19 protein-coding genes and 2 pseudogenes are annotated in these 21,916 nt (G+C 71.0%); 9 read left to right on the top strand and 12 right to left on the bottom strand.

Features of this window, described 5'->3' with window-relative positions; genetic code table 11:
- Both C7C45_RS29205 and C7C45_RS29200 read right to left on the bottom strand, forming a co-directional pair.
- Positions 1 to 188, bottom strand: a 188-nt coding sequence (locus C7C45_RS29205; protein WP_146247436.1) for an endo-1,4-beta-xylanase, incomplete at its 3' end; no start/stop codon positions are given.
- Positions 189 to 609: 421 nt separating this feature from the next.
- A complete protein-coding gene (locus C7C45_RS29200; RefSeq protein WP_244200625.1) occupies positions 610 to 2,553 on the bottom strand; it encodes a family 43 glycosylhydrolase in 1,944 nt (647 codons plus the stop codon).
- Positions 2,554 to 3,008: 455 nt separating this feature from the next.
- Here C7C45_RS29200 and C7C45_RS29195 point away from each other — a divergent pair, with 455 nt between their 5' ends.
- Positions 3,009 to 5,342, top strand: a complete 2,334-nt coding sequence (locus C7C45_RS29195; protein ID WP_110567456.1) for a beta-L-arabinofuranosidase domain-containing protein — start codon at positions 3,009 to 3,011, stop codon at positions 5,340 to 5,342.
- Positions 5,343 to 5,504: 162 nt separating this feature from the next.
- On the top strand, positions 5,505 to 6,446 hold the full coding sequence (locus C7C45_RS29190) for an SMP-30/gluconolactonase/LRE family protein (protein ID WP_110567434.1): 942 nt from the start codon (positions 5,505 to 5,507) through the stop codon (positions 6,444 to 6,446).
- Positions 6,447 to 6,666: 220 nt separating this feature from the next.
- On the opposite strand, the gene C7C45_RS29185 is transcribed toward C7C45_RS29190, so the two are convergent.
- Together C7C45_RS29185 and C7C45_RS29180 are read right to left on the bottom strand one after the other, a co-directional pair.
- On the bottom strand, positions 6,667 to 7,551 hold the full coding sequence (locus C7C45_RS29185; RefSeq protein WP_110567432.1) for an MHYT domain-containing protein: 885 nt from the start codon (positions 7,549 to 7,551) through the stop codon (positions 6,667 to 6,669).
- Positions 7,552 to 7,717: 166 nt separating this feature from the next.
- Positions 7,718 to 10,519, bottom strand: coding sequence for a DEAD/DEAH box helicase (locus tag C7C45_RS29180; protein ID WP_110567430.1), 2,802 nt, complete (start codon positions 10,517 to 10,519; stop codon positions 7,718 to 7,720).
- Positions 10,520 to 10,605: 86 nt separating this feature from the next.
- Here C7C45_RS29180 and C7C45_RS29175 point away from each other — a divergent pair, with 86 nt between their 5' ends.
- Both C7C45_RS29175 and C7C45_RS29170 read left to right on the top strand, forming a co-directional pair.
- Positions 10,606 to 11,376: an HAD family hydrolase gene (locus tag C7C45_RS29175; protein ID WP_110567454.1), complete on the top strand. Its 771-nt coding sequence runs from the start codon at positions 10,606 to 10,608 to the stop codon at positions 11,374 to 11,376.
- Positions 11,377 to 11,664: 288 nt separating this feature from the next.
- Entirely contained in the window at positions 11,665 to 11,865 is a 201-nt protein-coding gene (locus C7C45_RS29170) for a hypothetical protein (RefSeq protein ID WP_146247435.1), read from the top strand.
- Positions 11,866 to 11,895: 30 nt separating this feature from the next.
- Here C7C45_RS29170 and C7C45_RS29165 read toward each other — a convergent pair whose 3' ends face one another.
- Positions 11,896 to 12,312: a hypothetical protein gene (locus C7C45_RS29165; protein WP_110567426.1), complete on the bottom strand. Its 417-nt coding sequence runs from the start codon at positions 12,310 to 12,312 to the stop codon at positions 11,896 to 11,898.
- Positions 12,313 to 12,374: 62 nt separating this feature from the next.
- Between C7C45_RS29165 and C7C45_RS29160 the strand changes: the two are divergent.
- A pseudogene (locus C7C45_RS29160) lies at positions 12,375 to 12,794 on the top strand (recombinase family protein); the annotation flags it as partial.
- A 267-nt stretch (positions 12,795 to 13,061) separates the two neighbouring features.
- Positions 13,062 to 13,187, top strand: a pseudogene (locus C7C45_RS35930) (transposase); the annotation flags it as partial.
- Between the two features lie 257 nt (positions 13,188 to 13,444).
- Here the strand turns inward: C7C45_RS35930 and C7C45_RS29150 are convergent.
- Entirely contained in the window at positions 13,445 to 13,756 is a 312-nt protein-coding gene (locus C7C45_RS29150) for a hypothetical protein (RefSeq protein WP_110567424.1), read from the bottom strand.
- Positions 13,757 to 13,878: 122 nt separating this feature from the next.
- Between C7C45_RS29150 and C7C45_RS29145 the strand changes: the two genes are divergently transcribed.
- Complete coding sequence (locus tag C7C45_RS29145; protein ID WP_110567422.1) at positions 13,879 to 14,796, top strand: EamA family transporter; 918 nt, start codon at positions 13,879 to 13,881, stop codon at positions 14,794 to 14,796.
- Here C7C45_RS29145 and C7C45_RS29140 read toward each other — a convergent pair.
- From C7C45_RS29140 to C7C45_RS29115, 6 genes are all read right to left on the bottom strand, one after another.
- Positions 14,759 to 15,682: a diacylglycerol kinase gene (locus C7C45_RS29140; RefSeq protein ID WP_110567452.1), complete on the bottom strand. Its 924-nt coding sequence runs from the start codon at positions 15,680 to 15,682 to the stop codon at positions 14,759 to 14,761. The genes C7C45_RS29145 and C7C45_RS29140 overlap by 38 nt on opposite strands.
- Positions 15,683 to 15,828: 146 nt before the next feature.
- Positions 15,829 to 16,782: a twin-arginine translocase subunit TatC gene (tatC, locus tag C7C45_RS29135; RefSeq protein ID WP_110567420.1), complete on the bottom strand. Its 954-nt coding sequence runs from the start codon at positions 16,780 to 16,782 to the stop codon at positions 15,829 to 15,831.
- A gap of 18 nt (positions 16,783 to 16,800) precedes the next feature.
- The gene (tatA, locus tag C7C45_RS29130; protein WP_110567418.1) at positions 16,801 to 17,067 is read right to left on the bottom strand and encodes a Sec-independent protein translocase subunit TatA; all 267 of its coding nucleotides are present in this window, start codon (positions 17,065 to 17,067) and stop codon (positions 16,801 to 16,803) included.
- Positions 17,068 to 17,227: 160 nt separating this feature from the next.
- Positions 17,228 to 17,473, bottom strand: a complete 246-nt coding sequence (locus C7C45_RS29125; RefSeq protein ID WP_110567449.1) for a hypothetical protein — start codon at positions 17,471 to 17,473, stop codon at positions 17,228 to 17,230.
- Positions 17,474 to 17,483: 10 nt separating this feature from the next.
- Entirely contained in the window at positions 17,484 to 18,578 is a 1,095-nt protein-coding gene (locus C7C45_RS29120; protein ID WP_244200624.1) for a helix-turn-helix transcriptional regulator, read from the bottom strand.
- On the bottom strand, positions 18,575 to 19,573 hold the full coding sequence (locus tag C7C45_RS29115; RefSeq protein ID WP_110567415.1) for a helix-turn-helix transcriptional regulator: 999 nt from the start codon (positions 19,571 to 19,573) through the stop codon (positions 18,575 to 18,577). The genes C7C45_RS29120 and C7C45_RS29115 overlap by 4 nt, the downstream gene beginning before the upstream one ends.
- 127 nt (positions 19,574 to 19,700) lie before the next feature.
- On the opposite strand from C7C45_RS29115, the gene C7C45_RS29110 reads away from it, so the two are divergent.
- Together C7C45_RS29110 and C7C45_RS29105 are read left to right on the top strand one after the other, a co-directional pair.
- Entirely contained in the window at positions 19,701 to 20,696 is a 996-nt protein-coding gene (locus C7C45_RS29110; RefSeq protein WP_110567413.1) for a cation diffusion facilitator family transporter, read from the top strand.
- A gap of 61 nt (positions 20,697 to 20,757) precedes the next feature.
- Positions 20,758 to 21,843 carry a DUF3866 family protein gene (locus C7C45_RS29105; RefSeq protein ID WP_110567411.1) on the top strand — a complete coding sequence of 362 codons (1,086 nt, stop codon included), beginning with the start codon at positions 20,758 to 20,760 and terminating at the stop codon, positions 21,841 to 21,843.
- Positions 21,844 to 21,916 lie beyond the last annotated feature (73 nt).

Here is a 21,916-nt window from a genome sequence, read left to right as displayed (position 1 = left end):
TCGGTCGCGTCCCACTTCATGTCGTTCTCGGGCACGACACTGTTGAACTCGCGGTTCAGGATGGTCACATACGTGTTGTCGGAGAGCTTCTGCCCCGCGACGGCCGCACCGAAGTAACGGCCCTTCTCGGCGGCCGACGCCTTCAGGGTCGTGCCGGCACTGGCCGTGGAGGTCAGCGTCATCGTCATTCCGGCGGCGAGTGCGCCGGTGGCAGCGACGGTCACCGCCAATCGCAGGACTCTCTTGTGATTCATGCGAATTCCTTCTCTGTGGCGGGTTCGGATTCGTCCCAAACTGGCGAGGACCATGACGAACGAGAGCCCGGTAGCCGTCACGGCATCAGCGCTGGAAGGCGTTCCACGACGTCCGGCGATGGAAGGCGTTCCACGACGTCCGGCATGCCCTGGGCGGACGTCGTGCTCCGAGGTGCGACCAGCAGGCTCGCCCGGTGAGCCACAGGTGCGGCCGCCCTCACCCATCGACTGTGAGCGATAACATGCCGTTCGTCAAGTCGTAACGAGTCGCGCCGATGGCGGGTCGCTCCGGTGGTGCCGAGAGTTCAGGACGGCGCGTGCCGGAGCCGCGCGAGCACGGCTCCGGCACCGCGCATCACTGGAACGAGGCGTCGTCGACGAGGAGACTGTCGGTGCCTGCTGCCGTCTCGACGTAGAAGCTGGCACTGGACAGGGTGCCACTCCACGACACGGTCGCCGTACCGGTGAGCTGGGTCCAGCCGTTAACACTCACTCCCGCCGCAGGGGTCAACTGCAGGTAGTTCGTCGTGCCGTTGGCGGTCAGCGAGAGGGTCGCCTTGGCCGACGGTGTGCCGCTCTGCGCCCGTACCCAGACGCTGGTCGTGTAGCTCTTGCCGTTGGTGAGCTTCGAGGTCACGTCCTGGCTGGGGCCGTTCCACGCCGCGGTCCGGCCGGTGATCGACAGTGACCCGCTGCCGCCGTGCGCGACGGTGGTGTTCCGGGCGAGCGTTCCGCTGCCGTGCAGACCCCAGCCCGTCGTGCCGTTCTCCACGTCGCCGTTGGTGAGCACGTTGCCCCCGGCGCCGGTGCTGCCGTTGAACTGCCACCAGTTGATGTTGAACAGGGTGCCGCTGCCGCCGGCGAAGCGCAGGTACAGGTCGTGGGTGCCGGTTGCCCCGCTGACCGCGCAGGTGGTGTTGGTCCAGTTCTGCCAACCGCCGGTGCCGCCCACGGTGCAGGTGCCCACGACCGGGCCGCTGGCGCTGTCCAGGCGTACCTCGATGCGGCCGCCGCTGGTCGCCGAGGCGACCCGGGCGGTGAACGAGGTCGCACCCGCGCCGAACGCGACGCCCTTGACCTTGATGGAGTCGCCGTTCTCGATCCACCCGACGTTCATGCCACCCTCGCTGGACGCCTCCGTCTCGATACCGGAGCCCCACGCGATCGTCTCGGCCTCCTGCCGCACGTACGGATTCAACGTGCCCACCTGCGGCGCTCCCGTGGTGCTCATGTTGATCGTCGGGAACGTGCCGTTGCTGTTGTAGGTGAACTTCTCCACCGCGACCGACCGGGTGTAACCACCACCGCCGGGCAACGCTCCGTTGTGGTAGAAGAAGTACGACCCACCATTGAAGTCGATCACGCCCGCGTGGTTGGTGAAGCTACTGCCCTGCCGCGACATGATCGTCCCGCGGTACGTCCACGGACCGGTCGGGCCGGGAGCCGTCGAGTAGGCGATGAACTCCGAGCAGCACTCCGCCGCGAACACGTTGTAATACACGCCGTTGCGCTTGAACACCCACGGACCCTCCTCATACAGGGTCGGCCGGCTCGCGTTGCCGGTGCGAGTGCCGAAACCCGCAGTGGTCAACGGAATCCGCGTCGCACTCCCGGAGAACGAGATCATGTCCGCGTTCAACCTCACGTACCACAGGCCCGGGTTGCCCCAGTACAGGTACGCCTGCCCATCGTCGTCGACGAACACCGTCGGATCGATCTCACCGTTGCCCACCAACGGCCGACCGATGGCATCCCGGAACGGGCCGGTCGGGCTGTCCGCCACCCCCACACCGATGACCATCTGTCCATTCGAACGCTGGCGCACCGGCACGTACCAGTAGAACTTGCCGTTACGGGCGATGACCTGACCGGCCCACGCGTTGGCGTCCGCCCAGGCGAACGTCGCCAAACTCATCGGCGAACCATGGTCGGTCCAGTTCACCATGTCCGCGGACGACCAGACCCGCCACTCCCGCATGGTGAAGTACGTCGACCCGTCCTCGTCATGTCCGGTGTAGAGATACACCCGACCGTTGTGCACCAACGGAGCAGGGTCAGCGGTGTAGATGTGCTGAACGATGGGGTTGTCCGCCTTCGCGGCGGTCGCTGGGGCCAGCGCGAGGACGCAGAGCAGGCTCGCCAGCCAGGCGACCGCGCGCCTGGATCCGCGGTTGGTCCGGGTTGTGGTTTGTCTTGCCACTTTCACGATTACTCCCAGAGAGTTGTCTGCCGCGACGAGCTGCCGCTGACCGGTGTCGGCGATCGGGCGGGCCGCACTGCGGGGCATTGCGAGTGGCACGAGGCGCATTCTGTTAGCGCTAACAGAAGATCAACAACACCTCCCCAGCTTGCCTGACCTGGGTTTTTGCGAGGAATGAGGTGAACGTCGTAACCGCAACGCAGCAGTAATGTCTCGACGTTGACATCCAAGATTTACGATGCACCGTACTGAGCGGCGTGGCGAGCGTCAACGGAAGGACCAGCGCCCGACCCCATGACCACCGACCGTCGGCCCGGGGGTCGCATCCCTCCCGGATCTCGCCCCGCCACGCCTGGGGGTCGGCGCCGGAGCGCGCGCCGGAGGTGATCGACACGATGTCGCGACCGGCATCGTGGGTGCACACAGCGCGAAAACGCGGGGGTTGCGGGCATGTTAAGGAACAACTATGTTAGCGATCACATCGACATGCCGCTATGACCATGCGTGCGTACGTGGACTCGGCCGCCGCCGTCGACCGTCCCCTGGAGGTTCCCATGCCACCCCTGCCCCTCAGCCGTCGCCACCTCCTGCAGGCCGCCGGAGCCACCGTCGCCCTCTCCGCGACCGGCACCACCATCGCAGCCGGAAGCGCGGCCGCGGCCGTGGTGCCGCCAGCCCGGTCGGACATCGGCGTCTCGGCGTACGCGTTCGACCTCGGTCAGGTGCGGCTGACCTCCGGCCGGTGGATGGACAACCAGTCGCGGACGCTCAACTACCTGCGGTTCGTCGACGTCGACAGGATGCTCTACAACTTCCGCGCCAACCACCGGCTGTCCACCAACGGCGCCGCCACCAACGGAGGCTGGGACGCGCCGAACTTCCCGTTCCGGACCCACATGCAGGGCCACTTCCTGAGCGCGTGGGCGTACGCGTACGCCGTGCTGGGCGACACCACGTGCCGGGACAAGGCCAACTACATGGTCGCCGAGTTGGCCAAGTGCCAGGCGAACAACGGCGCCGCCGGGTTCGGCGCGGGTTACCTCTCCGGCTTCCCGGAGTCCGACTTCACCGCGCTCGAGGCACGGACGCTGTCCAACGGCAACGTGCCCTACTACTGCATCCACAAGACCCTCGCCGGGCTGCTCGACGTCTGGCGCTACATCGGCAACACGCAGGCCCGTACGGTGCTGCTGTCGCTGGCGGGCTGGGTCGACACCCGGACGAGCCGGCTGAGCTCCAGCCAGATGCAGTCGATGCTGGGCACCGAGTTCGGTGGCATGAACGACGTGCTCGCCGACATCTACCAGCAGACCGGCGACAGCCGGTGGCTCGCCACCGCACAGCGGTTCGACCACGCCGCCATCTTCGACCCGCTGGCCTCCGGCCAGGACCAGCTCAACGGCAAGCACGCCAACACGCAGGTGCCCAAGTGGATCGGCGCGGCCCGGGAGTTCAAGGCCACCGGAACCACCCGTTACCGGGACATCGCCAGCAACGCGTGGCGGATCACCGTCGGCGCGCACACCTACGCCATCGGCGGCAACAGCCAGGCCGAGCACTTCCGTGCGCCGAACGCGATCGCCGGGTACCTCAGCAACGACACGTGCGAGCAGTGCAACACGTACAACATGCTCAAACTGACCCGGGAGCTGTGGCTGCTCGACCCGAACCGGGCGGACTACTTCGACTTCTACGAGCGCGCGCTGATCAACCACCTGATCGGCGGGCAGAACCCGGCCGACAGCCACGGTCACATCACCTACTTCACCCCGCTGCGGCCGGGTGGTCGTCGGGGCGTGGGCCCGGCGTGGGGCGGCGGCACCTGGAGCACCGACTACAACTCGTTCTGGTGCTGCCAGGGCACCGGCCTGGAGATCAACACGAGGTTGATGGACTCCATCTACTTCTACAACGGCACGACGCTGAGCGTGAACCTGTTCACGCCGTCGGTGTTGAACTGGACGCAGCGCGGCATCACGGTCACCCAGACCACCAGCTTCCCGGTCAGCGACACCACCACGCTGACCCTGTCCGGCTCGATGAGCGGCTCGTGGAGCATCCGGGTGCGGATCCCGTCCTGGACCAGCGGTGCGACGATCGCCGTCAACGGCACGGTGCAGAACGTCACCACCACACCGGGCAGCTACGCCACGGTCACGCGCACCTGGGCCGCGGGCGACACCATCACCGTGCGGCTGCCGATGCAGATCGCCGTCCGGGCCGCCAACGACAACGCCAACGTCGGCGCGATCACGTACGGCCCCGCGGTGCTGGCCGGCAACTACGGCAACACGGCACTGAGCACCCTGCCGACCCTCACCGTCTCCTCGATCACCCGGACCAGCACCAGCTCGCTCGCGTTCACCGCCAGCGCCAACGGGTCCACGGTGAACCTCGCCCCCTTCCAGGACGCCCACGGCTACAACTACACGGTCTACTGGAACACCAGCGGTAGCGGCGGCCCCAGCGGAAGCTACCGCCTGGTCAACGTCGGCACCGGGCTGGTCCTCGGCATCCAGAACATGTCCACCGCCGACGGTGGGCTGGCCGTGCAGTGGAGCGACAGCGGCACCGCCGACCACAACTGGGTGGTCGTGACCGACGGCAACGCGGTCCGGTTCCGCAACAGCCACAGCGGCAAGGTGCTGGGGGTGGAGAACATGTCCACCGCCGACAACGCCCGGGTCCTGCAGTGGGCGGACAACGGCACCGCCGACCACCGGTGGATCCTCGTGGACAACGGCGACGGGACCTACAAGATCCGCAACGTCAACAGCAACAAGCTGCTGGGCATCCTGAACGCCTCCACCGCCATGGGAGCGCAGGCGGTGCAGGATTCGGACAACGGCAGCGCGGACAACCGGTGGCGGCTGGTCCGCAACGCCTGACGATCCGCCCAGTTCGCCGGCTCGCCGGCGCGGTCACCCAGACGACCGCGCCGGTGACGCCGGGCGGGCAACCGGCGGCGGTCGTACAGTGGCAGGGTCCTGGCCCCAGTGATCGTGGTGGATCTGTCGGCCCGTGCCGCCGGTCCGCCCGGAAGGAGCACAGTGAACCGACCCCTCAGGGCCGCGCTCGGCGGCGCCCTGACCGCCGCTCTCCTGACCTCTGTCGCCGTCGCCCCCGCGCAGGCGCATCCCGGAGGGCGGGGGCTGCCCACCGTCCTCACCCTGCCCGACGGGTTCCAGCCCGAGGGCATCGCCACCGCCGGCCGGTACGCGTACTTCGGCTCCCGCGCCACCGGCGTCATCCAGCGCGTCGACCTGATCACCGGCCGCGGCACGACGATCGGCGCACCCACCGGCACCCCGTCGCTCGGCCTCAAGATCGACCTGCTCGGCCGGCTCTTCGTCGCCGGCGGCACCGCCGGCGACGCCCGCGTGCTCGACACCCGCACCGGTGAGGTCCTGGCGCGCTACCAGTTCGCCACCGCCCCGACGTTCGTCAACGACGTCATCCTGACCCGCGACGCCGCGTACTTCACCGACTCCAACCGCCCGGTGCTCTACCGGCTACCGCTCGGCCGTGGCGGCGCGCTGCCGCCCGCCGACAGCGTCACCACCATCGCGCTGACCGGGGCGTACGAGCAGGTCGGCGACGGCGTGAACCTCAACGGCATCTCCACCACACCAGACGGACGGGCGCTGATCGTCGTCCAGTCCAACACCGGAACGCTGTACCGGGTCGACCCGGCAACCGGCGCGACCACCATCGTGGACGTGCCCGGCCACAGCTTCGCCAACGGCGACGGGCTGCTGCTGCGCGGCCGCACCCTCTACGTCGTGCAGAACAGGCTCAACCAGATCGCGGTGGTCACGCTCGACCGCGCCGGCACCACGGGGAAGGTCACCGGCACCATCACCGACCCGAACTTCGACGTGCCCACCACCGTCGCCGAGGCGCTGGGTCGGCTCTACCTGCCCAATGGCCGTTTCACCACGCCGCCGACCCCGACCACGCCGTACACGGCCGTCGCGGTCCGCGCCCACTGAGCGACCCGAGGGGGTACGCGCACCGCGCGTGCCCCCTCGGCAGCCCGCGCGCGGTCCGGTCGCCGGTACGATCACCGGCACCTCGGCGAAGACTGTCGCCCTCTGCACTCGGAGCCCGCGTGGCCGACCGTTCCCACCGATTCCTGCGTCATCGACGGCAGCCGGCCCGGCCGCCCGCCGACCTGAACCCCCAACCGCGGGCGCGCACGGCCGCCTGACGTCAGCGGGGTGGGTTGTTCCGGCGGGACGGGAACGGGGTGCCCGGCTGGCCGAGGGTCGAGCGGGCGCGCAAGCCGACCGGGTCCGGCGCCGCGACCGGCGCCGCGGCGGCCGGTTCCGGAACCCGCCGCCCGTCCAGGTACGCGGCGGCGGCCCGGTCGTCGTCGTTCGGGGCGGCGAGCAGGGCGTAGAGCAGACCCACCACGCCGAAGATCACCGACACCACGATCGGCACCAGCAGCGTGCTCACCGAGGCGCCGGTCACCTCGCCGGTACCTTCGTGGCGGTGCACCGACAGGGCGCTCATCCCGGTGAAGTGCATACCGTTCACGGCGATGCCCATGACCAGCGCGGAGGCGAAGATCGCCAGCCCTCGTCGGACGGTCATCGCGAGCCACAGCGCGACGGTGGACGCCACCACGGCGATGACCACCGAGAGCACGACCCGGATGGTGTCGTAGCCGAGAGTGCCGTTGAGGCGCATCGCCGCCATCCCGGTGTAGTGCATGGATGCCACACCGGCACCGGTGAAGACGCCACCGCCGACCAGTCGTACCGGATTCAACCGGCCGGTGCCCACGATGGCCAGGCCGATACCGACCGCCACCACGGCGATGACCGTGCTGGCCACGGTCAGCGGCACGTCGTAGCGGATCCGGGTGCGGTCGACCGCGAAGCCGAGCATGGCCATGAAGTGCATCGCCCAGATGGCGGTGCCGCCCAGGGCCCAGGCCGACAGCAGACCCCACCAGGCCCGCTGGCCGGCCGTGCCCGCGGTACGGATACGCCCGGCGCAGGTCAGCCCGAGGATCGAACCGAGCACGGACAACGCGTAACTCAGCGCGGGCGTGATCCACCCGTACTCAAAGTGATTGATGTCCGCCACGGCGGTCCTCTCCCCATTCGTTACCTGCGCGTCGACAAGGCGCTCGGGCAATGATCCGGGGTGCTGTGCTCAACCGCGACAGCGCCCCCGGAGCAATCCGGGGGGGTGCTGCCGCGGTGACGTTCAGACACGTCGATTCGTCAGCGATGACGACGAAAAGTGAGGATCAGGCGGAGGTGTGGTACGCGAGGACACCCCGGTTGATGGCCGCGATCGCTTGTCTCGCGGTCGACCGCAGCTCCGGTGAGGCGCCACCGGAGTCGGAAATCTGACCGAGCAGGTCGACCACCTGTCGCGCCCACCGCACGAAGTCACCGGCGGGCATCTCACCGTCGATCTCGTGACCGCTGCCGAGCACCTTCGCCAGTGCCTCACCCCGGGCCCACCGGTAGACGGGCCAGGCGAAGCCGAGATCCGGCTCCCGGGTCGCGGTCAACCCGCGGGTCGCCTCGTCGGCCTCGATCTCCCCCCACAGCTTCAGCGTCTCGTCCACCGCGTCGGCCACCGGCCCGCGCGGCAACGACGCGCGCTCGTCGACGTCGCGGCGCGCCTCGAAGACCACCACGGACACGGCGGCCGCCAACTCGGACGGGGACAGCCCGTTCCACACACCCCGGCGCAGGCACTCGGCGACCAGCAGGTCCGCCTCGGTCCAGATCCGACCCAGCATCCGGCCAGCGTCGGTGACCGCGCCGTCGCGGGCGAGATAGCCGCGCTCGGTCAGCAGCGCCACGATCCGATCGAAGGTCCGCGCGAGGGACCCGGTACGCCCCGAGACCCGCTCGCGCAGCTCCTCGGTGTCGCGCTCCAGCCGGCGACGCCGTTCCGCCCAGCGGGCGTGGTCCTCCCGCTCCGGGCAGGCGTGGCAGGGGTGGTGCCGCAGCTCGGAGCGGAGCTGGGTGAGCCGGTGGTCCTCGCCGGTCGCCTGCCGGGAACGGCCACCCCGTCGGCCGCCGTGCCGGTCCAGGCCGGTGCCGCTGACCTCGGCGGCGAGATCCCGCCGGGCGCCCGGCGAACGGTGGTTGAAGTGCTTCGGCACCCGGATCCGGGCCAGCACCTCGGCGGGAGTGGTGAAGTCGCCGGGGCTGACCCGACCGGCCCAACGATCCTGGGTGAGCACCAGCGGTCGGGGCTCACCGAACCCACCGGTCGCCGGGTCCAGGACGACGGCCAGCCCGGCCCGCCGGCCCGACGGCACCCGGATCACGTCGCCGACCCGCAGCCGCTCCAGCGACGCCACCGCCGCGGCCTTGCGCTGGGTCTGCCCCTGCCGGGCGATCGCCTTCTCCCGGTCCGCGATGGCCACCCGCAGCGCGAAGTACTCGTCGAAGTCGCCGTGGTGGCAGGCGGCCTCCGCGCCGTACGCCTCGATGGTCTCGGTGTTGCGCTGCACCTGCCGGGCCAGGCCGACCACCGACCGGTCCGCCTGGAACTGGGCGAACGAGGACTCCAGCAGCGCACGGGCCGGCTCCGCGCCCACCGTGCCGACCAGATTCACCGCCATGTTGTACGACGGCCGGAAGCTGGACCGCAGCGGGTAGGTGCGGGTGGAGGCGAGCCCGGCGACGTGCCGTGGGTCGGTCTCCGGGGACCACACCACGACGGCGTGCCCCTCCACGTCGATGCCACGGCGGCCGGCCCGACCGGTGAGCTGGGTGTACTCCCCCGGGGTCAGGTCGACGTGCGCCTCGCCGTTGTACTTGACCAGTCGTTCCAGGACCACGCAGCGGGCCGGCATGTTGATGCCCAACGCCAGGGTCTCGGTGGCGAAGACCGCCTTGACCAGGCCGCGGACGAACAACTCCTCGACGATCTCCTTGAACACCGGCAGCATGCCGGCGTGGTGGGCGGCCAGGCCACGCTCCAGGCCGTCGAGCCACTCCCAGTAACCCAGCACCGTCAGGTCCTCGCCGGGAATCGCGGTGACCCGCGACTCGACGACGCGGCGGATCTCGGTCCGTTCCTCGGGCGAGGTGAGCCGCAGCCCGGCGGCGAGGCACTGCTGCACCGCCGCCGCGCAACCGGCCCGGCTGAAGATGAACAGGATCGCCGGAAGCAGACCCTCCCGATCGAGTCGGTCGACGATGTCCGGCCGCAGCGGGCCACGCCAGCGCGGGCCACGCCGACCGGCACCCGGCCCGGCGCTGCGGCCCTCGCCCAACTCCAGCCGCCGGGCGGTCTCCCGGGTGTAGCGCAGCAACTCCGGGTGCACATCGTGCTTGCGGGCGGCGTCGGCGTCGTGGAACAGGTCGAACATCCGCTTACCGACGAGCATGTGCTGCCACAACGGCACCGGCCGGTGCTCGCTGACCACCACGGCGGTCTCGCCGCGCACGGTGACCAGCCAGTCGGCGAACTCCTCGGCGTTCGAGACGGTCGCCGACAACGAGACCAGAGTGACCGAGGCGGGCAGGTGAATGATCACCTCTTCCCACACCCCGCCACGGAACCGGTCGGCCAGGTAGTGCACCTCGTCCATCACCACGTACGCCAGGCCCTGCAACGCGCTGGAGCCCGCGTAGAGCATGTTGCGCAGCACCTCGGTGGTCATCACCACCACCGGGGCGTCACCGTTGATCGCGTTGTCGCCGGTCAGCAGGCCCACCTGCTCGGCGCCGTACCGGGCGACCATGTCGTGGTACTTCTGGTTGGACAACGCCTTGATCGGCGTGGTGTAGAAGCACTTGCGCCGGGCCGGTGGGGTCGACGCGTCGGCGGCGGGCGCCGGGTCGTCGGGCCGCCCGCGCAACGCCAGGTGGACCGCGAACTCCCCGACCACGGTCTTACCGGCCCCGGTGGGAGCACAGACCAGCACACCGCTGCCCCGCTCCAGCGACTGGCACGCCTCCCGCTGGAAGTCGTCGAGATCAAACCCCAGGTCAAGGGCGAACTCGTCCAGCGCCGGAAACTGTGAGGCCTGTGCGGCCCGGCGGCGTGCTGCTGCGTACCGCTCGGCGGGGCTCGACATGTCACCAAGATTAGTGCGTGCCGGGACACGCCACTCGACAAGGCCGTCCGGCCGGGCCGTCGGCGGCGGTCGGTAGGGTGCACGGCGTGCCGGACCATGCCGAACCGACCCAGACCCCTCCGCCGGGCAGCGCCGAGGCCGTCGCCGCCCCACGGGCGTCCCGACGGCCCGTCAAGGCGGTGCTCTTCGACTTCCACGGCACCCTGGCCCAGGTGGAGGAGCCCCGGCAGTGGGTGCTGGAGGCAGCGGCGGCGTGTGGGGTCACCCTGGACCGGGTCCGCGCCACCTCGCTGGCCGACCGGCTGCTGACCGCCGGACGCGCCGGCGGGCCGCTGCCAGCGCGGGTGCCGCCCCGGCTGGCCGAGCTGTGGGCCGACCGGGACCTCTACCAACACGCCCACCGGGGCGCGTACACCGGGCTGGCCGAGACGGTCGACGCGGGCATCGACGGCTTCGCCGACGCGCTCTACGAGCGGCTGCTGATCGCCGAGGGCTGGCTGCCGTACGCGGACACCGCACCCACGCTCACCGCACTGCGCGACGCCGGGGTGCGGGTGGCGGTGGTCAGCAACATCGGCTTCGACCTGCGACCGCATTTCGACGCGTGGGGGTTGACCGACCTGGTCGACGCGTTCGTGCTCTCGTACGAGGTGGGGCGCTGCAAGCCTGACCCGGCGATCTTCTGGCGGGCGTGCGGGATGCTCGGCGTCGACCCGGAGCAGACACTGATGGTCGGTGACACACCGGCGGACGCGGGCGCGGTCACCGCCGGCTGCGCGGTGCTGGTGCTCCCGGCCGCCGACCCGGGCCGGGAGAACGGGCTGGGCGCCGTCCTGGACCTGGTCCTGCCGGCCTGAGCCGTGGTTGCGGTGCCGTCAGTCCGGAATGTGGATCACCGTTGACGCTCTCTCCGCTCTGAAGGGCGAAGATTCCCTCCACGCTGCGTGTGGAACGCGCGGCGTCTGGGTGGACCCCTGCTTCCTCGCGCGGTGCCGGCACGGATGCTGGTCTTACCTGCGCTCCACAGGCGTTTAGGCTCTCGGCGCGTCCCGCCGCGAGGATGTTCTTAGCCGCGTTGATGTCCCGGTCGTGGGCGCTGCCGCACGGGCAGCGCCCACGACCGGACGTTGAGTGCCATCTTGTCGTTGACGCGTCCGCAGGACGAGCACATCCGGGTGGATGGGAAGAACGACGACCTGCTCGCGCACATCTGGCCCAGCCACCACGCCAACGTCAACTTCTACGGCACACACTCGGTCGACATCGATGGCGAGCTGGCCAAGCTCGACGCCGACGGCTACTGGCCACTGCGCCTGCCCGCCGCGGCCCTCTCTGTTCGGGCTTGACCTACCCGCGGGACTCAGCCGCCCTGTGTCTCATCGAGTGAAGCCGCCTTCCTGGTCCGCCGCAGCCACTTGATCGTGGAAACGCTGGTGGACCCAACCACGCTCGCCGAGAATCGTCACCTGCGCCCACCGCTTCGAGACCGGGCCGAGCTGGGTGTGGCGGGGCAACGTTCCCAGAAGGCGCTGCGGCTTGCCCCCACCCGAGAGCTTGGCGCTCTCCAGCACATAGATGGCGTCCTCAGCGACCGCCACACACCGGTATTTGACCCAGAAGATCGAAAGGCCGGTGAGATAAACAATGATGAAGAGTAGGAAGTGGGGCGCGGTCTGGTAGATGAACGCCTGGCGGATCTCGCTGCCTGGGGGCAGAAAAGGTGCTGACCGCTGTACCAGGCCCTTCCGCGGCTCCGGGCTTCTCCGGGTGATTCGATTGGGTTTACTCGTCACCTGCAAGTTCCTACCACCGACACGTCGCGCCGCCCCGCCGGGTCGCCGTTCGCGGGACCGAACTGGCCGGGCACGTACGCATCGGCTACGCCCGCGCCTCCGCCGTCCGCCAGTCCCTGGACACCCAACTCGACTCACTGCGGGCGGCCGGCGTTAGCCGAATCTTCTCCGAGAAGATCTCCACCCGCGCGACGAGGCGGCCCGAACTCGACAAGGCGATAAGCCTCACCGGGGAGTTACGGGCCTCCGGCGTCGCGGTCACCCTCGTGGTTCGCGAGCACAAGCGCCTCGGCCGGGGCCTGGAACTGGCGGCGCTAGCCGAGCAGCTGAAAGCCTCAGACGTCGGCCTGGAGTTCCTTACCGGCGAGTTGCAAGGATCCCACGACCCGTACGGGATCGTATTCATTGTGCTGGCCGCCCTGTCCGGGATGGAACGCGAGTACATCCGTGACCGCACCCTGGAAGGCCACGAGTCCGCCCGCACACGGGGCAAGAGCATCGGCGGCGCCAGCGTCACCGACGACCACATGCTGTCCATGGCACTGCACCTACGCAGCCAGGAGCTGAGTTTGCGCGACATCGCCGCGCGGCTCGTCATCACCAAGGGAAAGAAGAAGGGGACAGCACCCGTCTCCCGCGACGATCCTGAGGCTGCTTCGCGAACACGACGAAGCGACCACCGCGGCTCAGCAACCCGGCTGACCAGGCTAATCCGTTGTTTTTGCGCTGGAAACTACTGGCAGGCCTACTACCGAGCCAACAAACTCTGGTCAGGCTCGTACTTCGCAGGCTCCGTCGACGGCGCGCCGCTGAACGTCGTAAAGCAGTACATCGAAAAGCAGAACCGTCCCGGTCAAGGCACTACTCAGACCTAGCGGCCCTCCCAACCGCAGGCCTTCACCCCCGGCCTGAAGGCCGGAGCGCTGGCCCGCATTCCGGTAGCTCACCGTCGCCGTACCGGTCCTTCCCGGTCAGGATCGATGCGTCGTGTTCGAGGACGGCCAGCACGGTGCTCGCCAGATCGGCGCGACCCGTCACCGTGCGCCAGAAGCTGAGCTCGTGCCAGACCCCGCCAGGTACGCCGGCAGCGCCGACCGGTCCAGCACGAGCCGGACCGGCCTGTCGTCGTCGGTCACGCGGCCGGCTTGTCGACAGTGCCGGAGGCGGCGGCCTCCACCGCGTGCTGGCGGGCCCGTTCGCGAACCGCCCTGCGGCGCTCCGGGGACCAGTCGGCCTCGACGGCGGCCCGGCGGGCGCGTGCCTCGGCCACACCCTGCTCGGTGATCTGAATGCCCTGGTGGGCCAGCTCCGCGTCCAGGGCGTCCAGACGCATCCGGTCACGGACGGCCTGGGTGATGTACGCGCTGGCGTTGGACTCGCGCTCCAGGCGCTCCGCCACGTCGGGTGGCACGGAGATCGACAGTTTCCGCATCGCGCTGGTCATACCACGGACCGTACGCCGGTGGCACCGCGTTGGCGACCGTTCACCGCCGTGTCGGCCGCGAGCCGCCGCGTTTCCCGAGGTGGACACCGCCGGATGGTGACCGGAACCGACCGCCTACCGTCGTGCCCGTGACCGAGACACTGCTGCCCACCCCATCGCCTGCCGACACGCCATCGGCCCGGCGCGGGGGCATCGCCGCCGTGGGCCTGGTGCTCGGCGGGGCGCTGTCGGTGCAGTTCGGTTCCGCCGTGGCCGCGCTGCTCTTCCCGCGCACCGGGGTGGCCGGCGCGGTGACCCTACGACTGACGATCTCGGCGGTGCTGCTGCTCGTCGTGTGCCGGCCCCGACTGCGCGGGCACGACCGGTCCGCCTGGCTCGCGGTGGGCGCGTTCGGGCTGGCGCTGGCCGGCATGAACTCGCTGTTCTACCAGGCCATCGAACGTATCCCGCTGGGCCTGACGGTGACGCTGGAGGTGCTCGGCCCGTTGACGCTGTCGGTGTTCAGCGCCCGACGACTGGCCAGCTGGGGCTGGGCAGGGCTGGCGTTGGCCGGGGTGGCGCTGCTCGGGCAGGGCGGCTTCGACCGGCTGAACCCGGCCGGAGTCGCCTTCGCGTTCGGTGCGGGCGCGATGTGGGCCGCGTACATCGTGCTGAGCGCCCGGGTCGGCGGGCGGTTCCCGGGCGCGGACGGGCTGGCCCTGGCGCTGACCCTCGCCGCGCTGGTCACCCTGCCACTGGGCATCGTCGACGGCGGTGCGGTGCTGCTCGACCCGCAGGTGCTGGCGCTCGGCACCGCCCTCGCGGTGCTCGCCTCCGGGCTGCCCTACACCCTGGAGTTGCTGGCGCTGCGGCGGATGCCCACCGCCACCTTCGCGGTGCTGATGAGCCTCGGCCCGGCCATCGCCACGCTCGCCGGGTGGCTGGTGCTGCGGCAGGCACTGACCCTGCTGGAGTGCGCCGCCATCGTGCTGGTCATCGCGGCCAGCATCGGAGCGGTACGGGTCAACGCAGCAGCCGCAGGGCGCCCGGGACGGCGGTGATCGTCACCGGCAGGTCCAGGGAGCGTTCCCCGTCTGCGTACGTGGTGATGCCCGCGGCGGTCAACTCCACGGTGCGGGCCCGGAAGCTGGCCACGAGCGGATGGCTGAGGTGGGTGCCCTGGTAGATGCGCGGCTTCACCCGGATCAGGGTCCGCCGGTCGACCCGGCCCGCCACCACCACGTCGAGCAGCCCGTCGGTCGGGTCGGCGTCGGGGCAGATCCGCATACCCCCGCCGTACGTCGGGCAGTTGCCCACCGCCACCAGCACCGCGTCCAACTCGTGCGGCACCCCGTCGAGGCGCAGCGAGTAGTGCCGGGGCCGCAGCCGGGCCAGCTCGACCAGGATCGCCAGGTCGTACCGGCGGGGGCCGCGCGGCCAGCGCATCCGGTTGGCCCGCTCGTTGACGATCGCGTCGAAGCCGGCCCCGAGCACCGCCCCGTACCAGCGCACGACACCGTCGGCCCCGGTCATCCGGGCCAGGTCGACCGGCCGGCTCCGGCCGTCGCGCAGCGCTGACGTCATCACGTCCGCCGCCGCGAGGGGGTCGGCCGGGAACCCGGTGTCCAGGGCGAAGTCGTTGCCGGTGCCCGCGGGGATCGGGCCGAACGGCACGTCGGTGCCGGCGACGGCCTGCAACGCCCGGTGCACAGTGCCGTCCCCGCCGATCGTCACCAGCGCGCCGGCACCATCGGCGACCGCGGCGCGGCAGGCCGCCTCCGCCTCGGCGGGGCTGGACGCCGGCAGCAGCCGGACCGGCCGACCGGCGGCGGCCAACCCGTCCAGCAACCGGGGCAGCAGAGCGCGGTGCCGTCCCCGACCAGCGGTCGGATTGGCGAGCACGGCGACCGGGCCGGGCAGGTGATCGTCTGCGGTCACGGGCAGCACCGTACCGGCCGGACACCCGCCGTTCACCGGGGGCGGGCGACATCACGATCAGTCCCCGCGTCGACTCACGGGGTGAGGTCGCGAACGCAGCGACGCCGCCCCCGGGAACCGGGGACGGCGTCGGTGAACCGGGCGGCGCGGGGCCGTCAGGTCATGTCGTCGTAGCGCCGCTCGATCGGTGCCGGTGGGGCGATCGGATCGGGCACGCCGATCGGCGCGGTCGCGTCGACCCGCTGCCCCGCCACGACCGGATCCGCGTCGTGTTCCAACGGCGACACCTCGTCGTCGTCGAGGCCCGCGTAGATCTCCTTGCCACGGCCGCGTCGCTTGTCGTTGATGAACGCGACACCCACCGCCACGAAATACAGCAACGACAGGGAGAGCGCCAGCAGCGTCATGCCGAACGGACCTGGGTCCGGGGTGGCGATCGCGGCGAAGGCGAACGAGATGAAGATGACCGCCCGCCACCAGCTCAACAACCGGCGGGCGCTGGCCACGCCGGTGAAGTTGAGCATCAGCAGGATGAGCGGGAACTCGAACGCCACACCGAACAAGAGGATCATGTTCGTGACGAACGAGATGTAGCGGGTGACCTCCAACTGTGTGGAGAGGCCGGTGACGCCCGCTTCCAACAGGAACGCGAGGCCCTTGTCCACGACGAGGTACGCCAGGACGGCTCCGCCGGCGAACAGCGGTGCTGCGATCGCGACGAAGACGTACGCCCACTTGCGCTCGTGCCGGTGCAGACCCGGGGCGATGAACGCCCAGAGCTGGTAGAGCCAGACCGGTGCCCCGGCGATCAGACCGATCCAGAGCGCCAGTTTCAATTTCAGGATGAAACCGTCCGCTGGCGACAGCTGGAGGAACGACCGGCAGTTGCCGAGTGCGTCAGTGGCATCGGGCAGGCTGCAGTAGGGCTCCTTCAGCAGGTTGAAGGCCGGCTGTGCCAGGAAGAAGCCGAGAATCAGGCCGCCAACAATCGCCAGCGAGGCGCGGAACAGGCGGTTGCGCAGCTCGCGAACATGCTCGATGAGCGTCATCGAGCCGTCGGCGGCCCGCTCGAAGGTGCTCGGGCCGCGTTTACGCAGTGCGAAGGCCACGGTGGTGGGGCCCTTCGGTCAGTTGTCGCGGACGCGGTGCACCGGGTCGACGACCGGCTGCTGCGCCTGCTGCCCGGCGTGCGGCGGCAGCGGCTGGTAGCCGGCCTGCGCGTCGGCCTTCTCGGCGAGGTCGCGGTCGTCGTCCTGCAGGCTCTTGGTCTCGGCCTTGATGATCCGCAGCGACCGACCCAGCGAACGGGCCGCATCAGGGAGGCGCTTCGCACCGAAGAGCAGGATCAGCACAACCACGAGAACAGCGATGTGCCACGGCTTGAGGGCACCCATGAGAAGCTCCAGTCGCTCTGTGTCCGAGGGGTGGTTCGCAGCCCATCGTACGTGCGGATCAGCTGGTTGCCACCCGCCGGGTGGTGGTGGTCTGGCCGAAAGAGTGAAGTCTTGACCAACGCGCGATGATCCGTCAACCGCCGCCGCGACGAGGGCCCGATCAGCCGCGCTTGGCCTTGATCACCATCATGTGCCGCTGCGCGGTGTCGAGTCGAGTTTGGATGCCCTCGGCGCGCTGCTGCAACGCCTCGGCGGTCTCCCGCAGCGCCTCGGCCTCGCTCGCCCGCCGCTGCAACGCCACCGCGGCGCGACGCAACTGAGGAAGCCGGGTCAGCACCGGGCGCACGGCCAGCGCGAGCACCACGAGCGGAAGCAGCACCACCGCGAGCACGATCCAGATCAGCACGGCGGTCAGCCTACTGGGTGCGACCGGCCACCGCCGGGTCACCCGACGACACGCCGAGCGGACCCGACGGGTCAGGCGGCACGGAATCGGGTGTCACGGAATCAGACGCGGGCCGCCGGGGCGCAGCCGTGGGGGCCGGCACGGCGTACGCGTCCAACGCGCTGGCCGCCGCTGCCCGCACCTGCTCGGCCAACTCGACCGGGGCGACCACGACGGCGTCCGGGCCGAGGCCCAGCACGAACCGGCGAGCCCACCCCAGGTCGGTCACCCGCAGCGAGACGAGCCACTGATCGCCGTCGCCGGCCTCCACCCGCTCGCACGGGTAGTACTCGGTGATCCACCGCTCGCCCCGGCCGATGCGCAGCGTGATCAACGGCAGGTCGGGCGAGGGGCGGAAGACACCCTCGGTGAGGTCGTGCGGGACGGCCTGCGGCGGGACGGTCGCCGGCTCGCCCAACTCGGTGATCGCGTCGATCCGGTCGGCGCGGAACAGGCGGACCGCCTCCGCGCGCCGACACCACGCCTCCACGTACGCCCGGCCGCCGACCATCAGCATCCGCAGCGGGTCGATGACACGCTCGGTGGTCTCGTCCCGGGCCGCCGTGTAGTAGGTGATCCGCAGCGCCTTTCCGCCCTCCACGGCGGCACGCAGCGCCTCGACCCGCCGGGTGTCCCCCGGCAGCCGGACCGCCACCGGTGCGCCCACCAGGTCCCCTGCGGCCTCGATCTTGGCCAGGGCCCGTTCGACGGCCTCGCGGTTGGCCACACCGGGCGTCTCGGCGAGCATCCGCAGCGCCACCACCAGCGCGAGGGCCTCGTCCGGGGTGAGCCGCAACGGGCGGTCGATGCCGGCGTCGTAGGTGATGGTCACCCGGTCACCGTCGAACGCCATGTCGATCAGATCACCGGGGCCGTAACCGGGCAGCCCGCACACCCACAGCAGCTCCAGGTCCTCCCGTAGCTGCCGCTCGGTGACGCCCAGGTCACCGGCTGCCTCGGCGATCTCGATGCCGGGCCGGGCCAGCAGGTAGGGCACCAGGTTGAGCAGGCGAGCCAGCCGGTCGGCGGACGCGCGCGAACCGCCCCGGGCGGCCGGGCGGGTCACCGGACACCACCGGTGGCGGCCAGCTCGTCGTGTCGGACGGCGATCTCCTTGAGTCGTTGGATGACGGCCTCGCGGACCTCCGGCGGGTCGAGCACCCGCACGTCCGGGCCGTAACCGACCAGGTGGCCGGCCAGCCCGTCCGGGTCCGCGTACGGCAGGACCAATCGGTCGCCGTCCGGCCCGCTGTCCACCTCCACCGCCCAGCGGCGCAGCCCGGCGGCCCGGCCCGGCGCGGCCAGCACGGTGGCCCGGCCGGTGCGTTCCACAGGACCCGACCAGCGGGCCACGTGGCTGATCAGGTCGACATTGGCCGGCGGCTCGTACGCGCCGGGCACGCCGGTCACCCGGACCGCGCCGACGACCCGGGACAGCCGGAAACAACGGGTCGCCGCCCGGTCGAGGTCGTGGCCCACCACATACCACCGGCCGCGCCAGCAGACCACGCCCCAGGGTTGCAGCCGCCGACGGCTCGGCGCGTCGCGGTCGGGCACCCGGTAGTCGAAGCCGACCTCGCGCCGGTCCCGGGCGGCGGCGGTCAGCGGCGCGAACGCCGGGTCGACCGTGACCATCGGCTCCAGACCAAGGGTGGCCTGCGGGTCCACGTCCACCCCGGCGGCGCGCAGCTTGGCCAACCCGGACGACGCGGCGGCGGCCAGCCCGGCGTGCTGCCACAGCCGGGCGGCGATGCCCACCGCCGCGGCCTCGTCGGGTTCGAGGAGGATGTCGGGCAACGCGTATTCGCGGTGGGCGATCCGGTAGCCGGGCTCGGCGTCGAAGGCGCTCGCCGTGCCGGTCTCCAGTGGCACACCCAACTCGCGCAGCTCGGCCTTGTCCCGCTCGAACTTGCGTTGGAACGCCTCGTGGTCGCGCGCGTCGTCGGGGTCGTGCTCGTAGCCGGGCACGGTCGCGGCGATCTGCGCGGCGGTCAGGAACCGTCGCGTGGACAGCAGGCAGATCACCAGGTTGACCAGGCGTTCGGTGCGGGTCCGCGACACGCGGTAGACGCTAGCAGCCGACACGCTCGCGACGTGCACCCACGCGGGTGTGCCGCACAACTGTTCGGATCGGTGTGTCGGCGGACTCCCGCGGCGGGTCGCCGTCGCCGGTCATAGGGTGGCCCTCATGTCGCAACCGGAGCTCAAGACCGAGAGCGTCGGCACCGTCGTCGTCGCGGGCGCCGCCAACCTCGCCATCGCGGTCGCCAAGCTGGTCGCCGGGGTGATCTCCGGCTCGGCCGCGATGCTCTCCGAGGCGGCGCACTCGGTCGCCGACACCACCACCGAGGTGCTGCTCTACCAGGCGCTACGCCGTGGGGCCCGACCGGCGGACCAGCGGCACCCCTTCGGGTACGGCAAGGAGAGCTACGTCTGGGCGTTCTTCGCCGCGATGTTCACGTTCGTCGCCGGCGCCGGTTTCGCCGTCACCCACGGCGTCACGACGATCCTGGTGCACGAGCACAGCGGCGACTACCTGGTCTCGTACATCGTCCTGGGGGTGTCGTTCGTCATCGAGTCGATCTCGCTGGCCCGGGCCCTGCGGCAGGTCCGCAACGAGTCGAAGCGCTGGGGCACCACTCCCCGACGCTTCCTGCGCCTGACCGCCGACACCACGGTCAAGGCGGTCTTCCTGGAGGACAGCGCCGCGCTGATCGGGCTGCTGCTGGCCGCAGCCGGCGTCGGCCTGTCCCACGCCACCGGCGACGAGGTCTGGGACGGCATCGCGTCGATCCTGATCGGGCTGCTGTTGCTGACGGTCGCCGGCATCCTCGCCGGGAACAACCTGTCACTGCTGGTCGGCCGGGCCGTCCCGGAGCGGCTGCGCCACGAGATCGAGCAGGAACTGACCGGGCTGCCCGAGGTGGAGCGGATCGACACCCTGATGACCATGCAGCTCGGCCCGGGCGACATCCTGGTCGCCGCGAAGGTCGACTTCCGCGACGAGGCCACCGGCGCGGCCATCGAGGCCACCGCCGACGAGGCCGAACGACGGCTGACCGGGCGGTACCCGGAGATCCGCTACGTCTTCCTCGACCCCACCCGCTCGTTGCCGGGCGCCACCGGCCGGGCCCGGTACACCCAGGCCGATCCGGCGGCCGGCGACGAACCCCACCGCCGCTGAACCACGGCCACCGCCGCACCCGGGCGCGGGCCGCCGCGCCCGCGCGGCTAGCGTGCCCGTCATGGTGCGATGGCGTACGGGGACGGTGGCGACGCTGCGACGGCAGTGGACCGGGGCGGTGGAGCTGGACGTGGACCTGCCCGACGGCACGCGCATGCGGGCGCTGGCCTATCCCGAGCTGGTCGGCACGCCCGAGCCCGGCGACCGGGTGCTGCTCAACGCCGGTGCGCTGCTGATGGGACTGGGCACCGGCGGGTACGCCCTGGTGGTAGCCCTGCCGGACCGGTTGCCGCCGGACCCGCCGGAGGTCAGCGACACCCGCGATGCCGGGCACCTGGTCAAGGCCCGCTACACGCCGCTGCAGCCGATCCTGCTCGGCGTCGACGAGGAGGCGTCCCCGCACCGCGAGGTGCTGGCCGACGCGGACGACCTCGGTGGTCTGCCGGTGGTGACCGCCGACCTGCACTCGGCGCTGCCGGCGATCCTGGCCGGCATCCGGGCCGACGCCCCGCAGGCGCGGGTGGCGTACCTGCTGACCGACGGTGGGGCACTGCCGGCCTGGTTCTCCCGCACCCTCGCCGGGCTCCGCGCCGAACTGGCCGGCACGATCACCGTCGGGCAGGCCTTCGGCGGCGACCTGGAGGCCACCACCCTGCACGGCGGTCTGCTCGCCGCCCGGTACGTGCTCGGCGCCGACGTGGCCATCGTGGCCCAAGGGCCCGGCAACCTGGGCACCGGCACCCGGTGGGGGTTCTCCGGTGTCGCCGTCGGCGAGGCGATCAACGCGATCGCCACGCTGGGTGGCCGGCCGGTCGGCTCGCTGCGCATCTCCGACGCCGACGCCCGCCCCCGACACCGGGGCGTCTCACACCACAGTCTCACCGCGTACGGCCGGGTGGCGCTCGCCCCGGCGGAGCTGGTGGTGCCCGACGACCTGCACCCGGCGCTGGCCGCCGAGGTGGACGCGTCATTGGCTCCGCTGGCCGCCCGGCACCGGATCGTCCGGGTGCCCACCAAGGGTCTCGACGCCGCGCTGCGCGCCAGCTCCGTGCCGCTGTCCACCATGGGCCGTGGTCTCGACGCCGACCACGCGTACTTCGTGGCCGCCGCCGCGGCCGGCCGCCACGCCGCCACGCTGCTCCCCTAAGAAACCCCAACCCCCGGCCCCGCCCCCACCGCCCCGCCCCGCCCCGCCCCGCCCGTTGATCATGAAGTTATTG

Source organism: Micromonospora arborensis (assembly GCF_003205615.1).
GTDB lineage: Bacteria > Actinomycetota > Actinomycetes > Mycobacteriales > Micromonosporaceae > Micromonospora > Micromonospora arborensis.
This window is presented reverse-complemented; position numbering and strand designations above follow the sequence as displayed.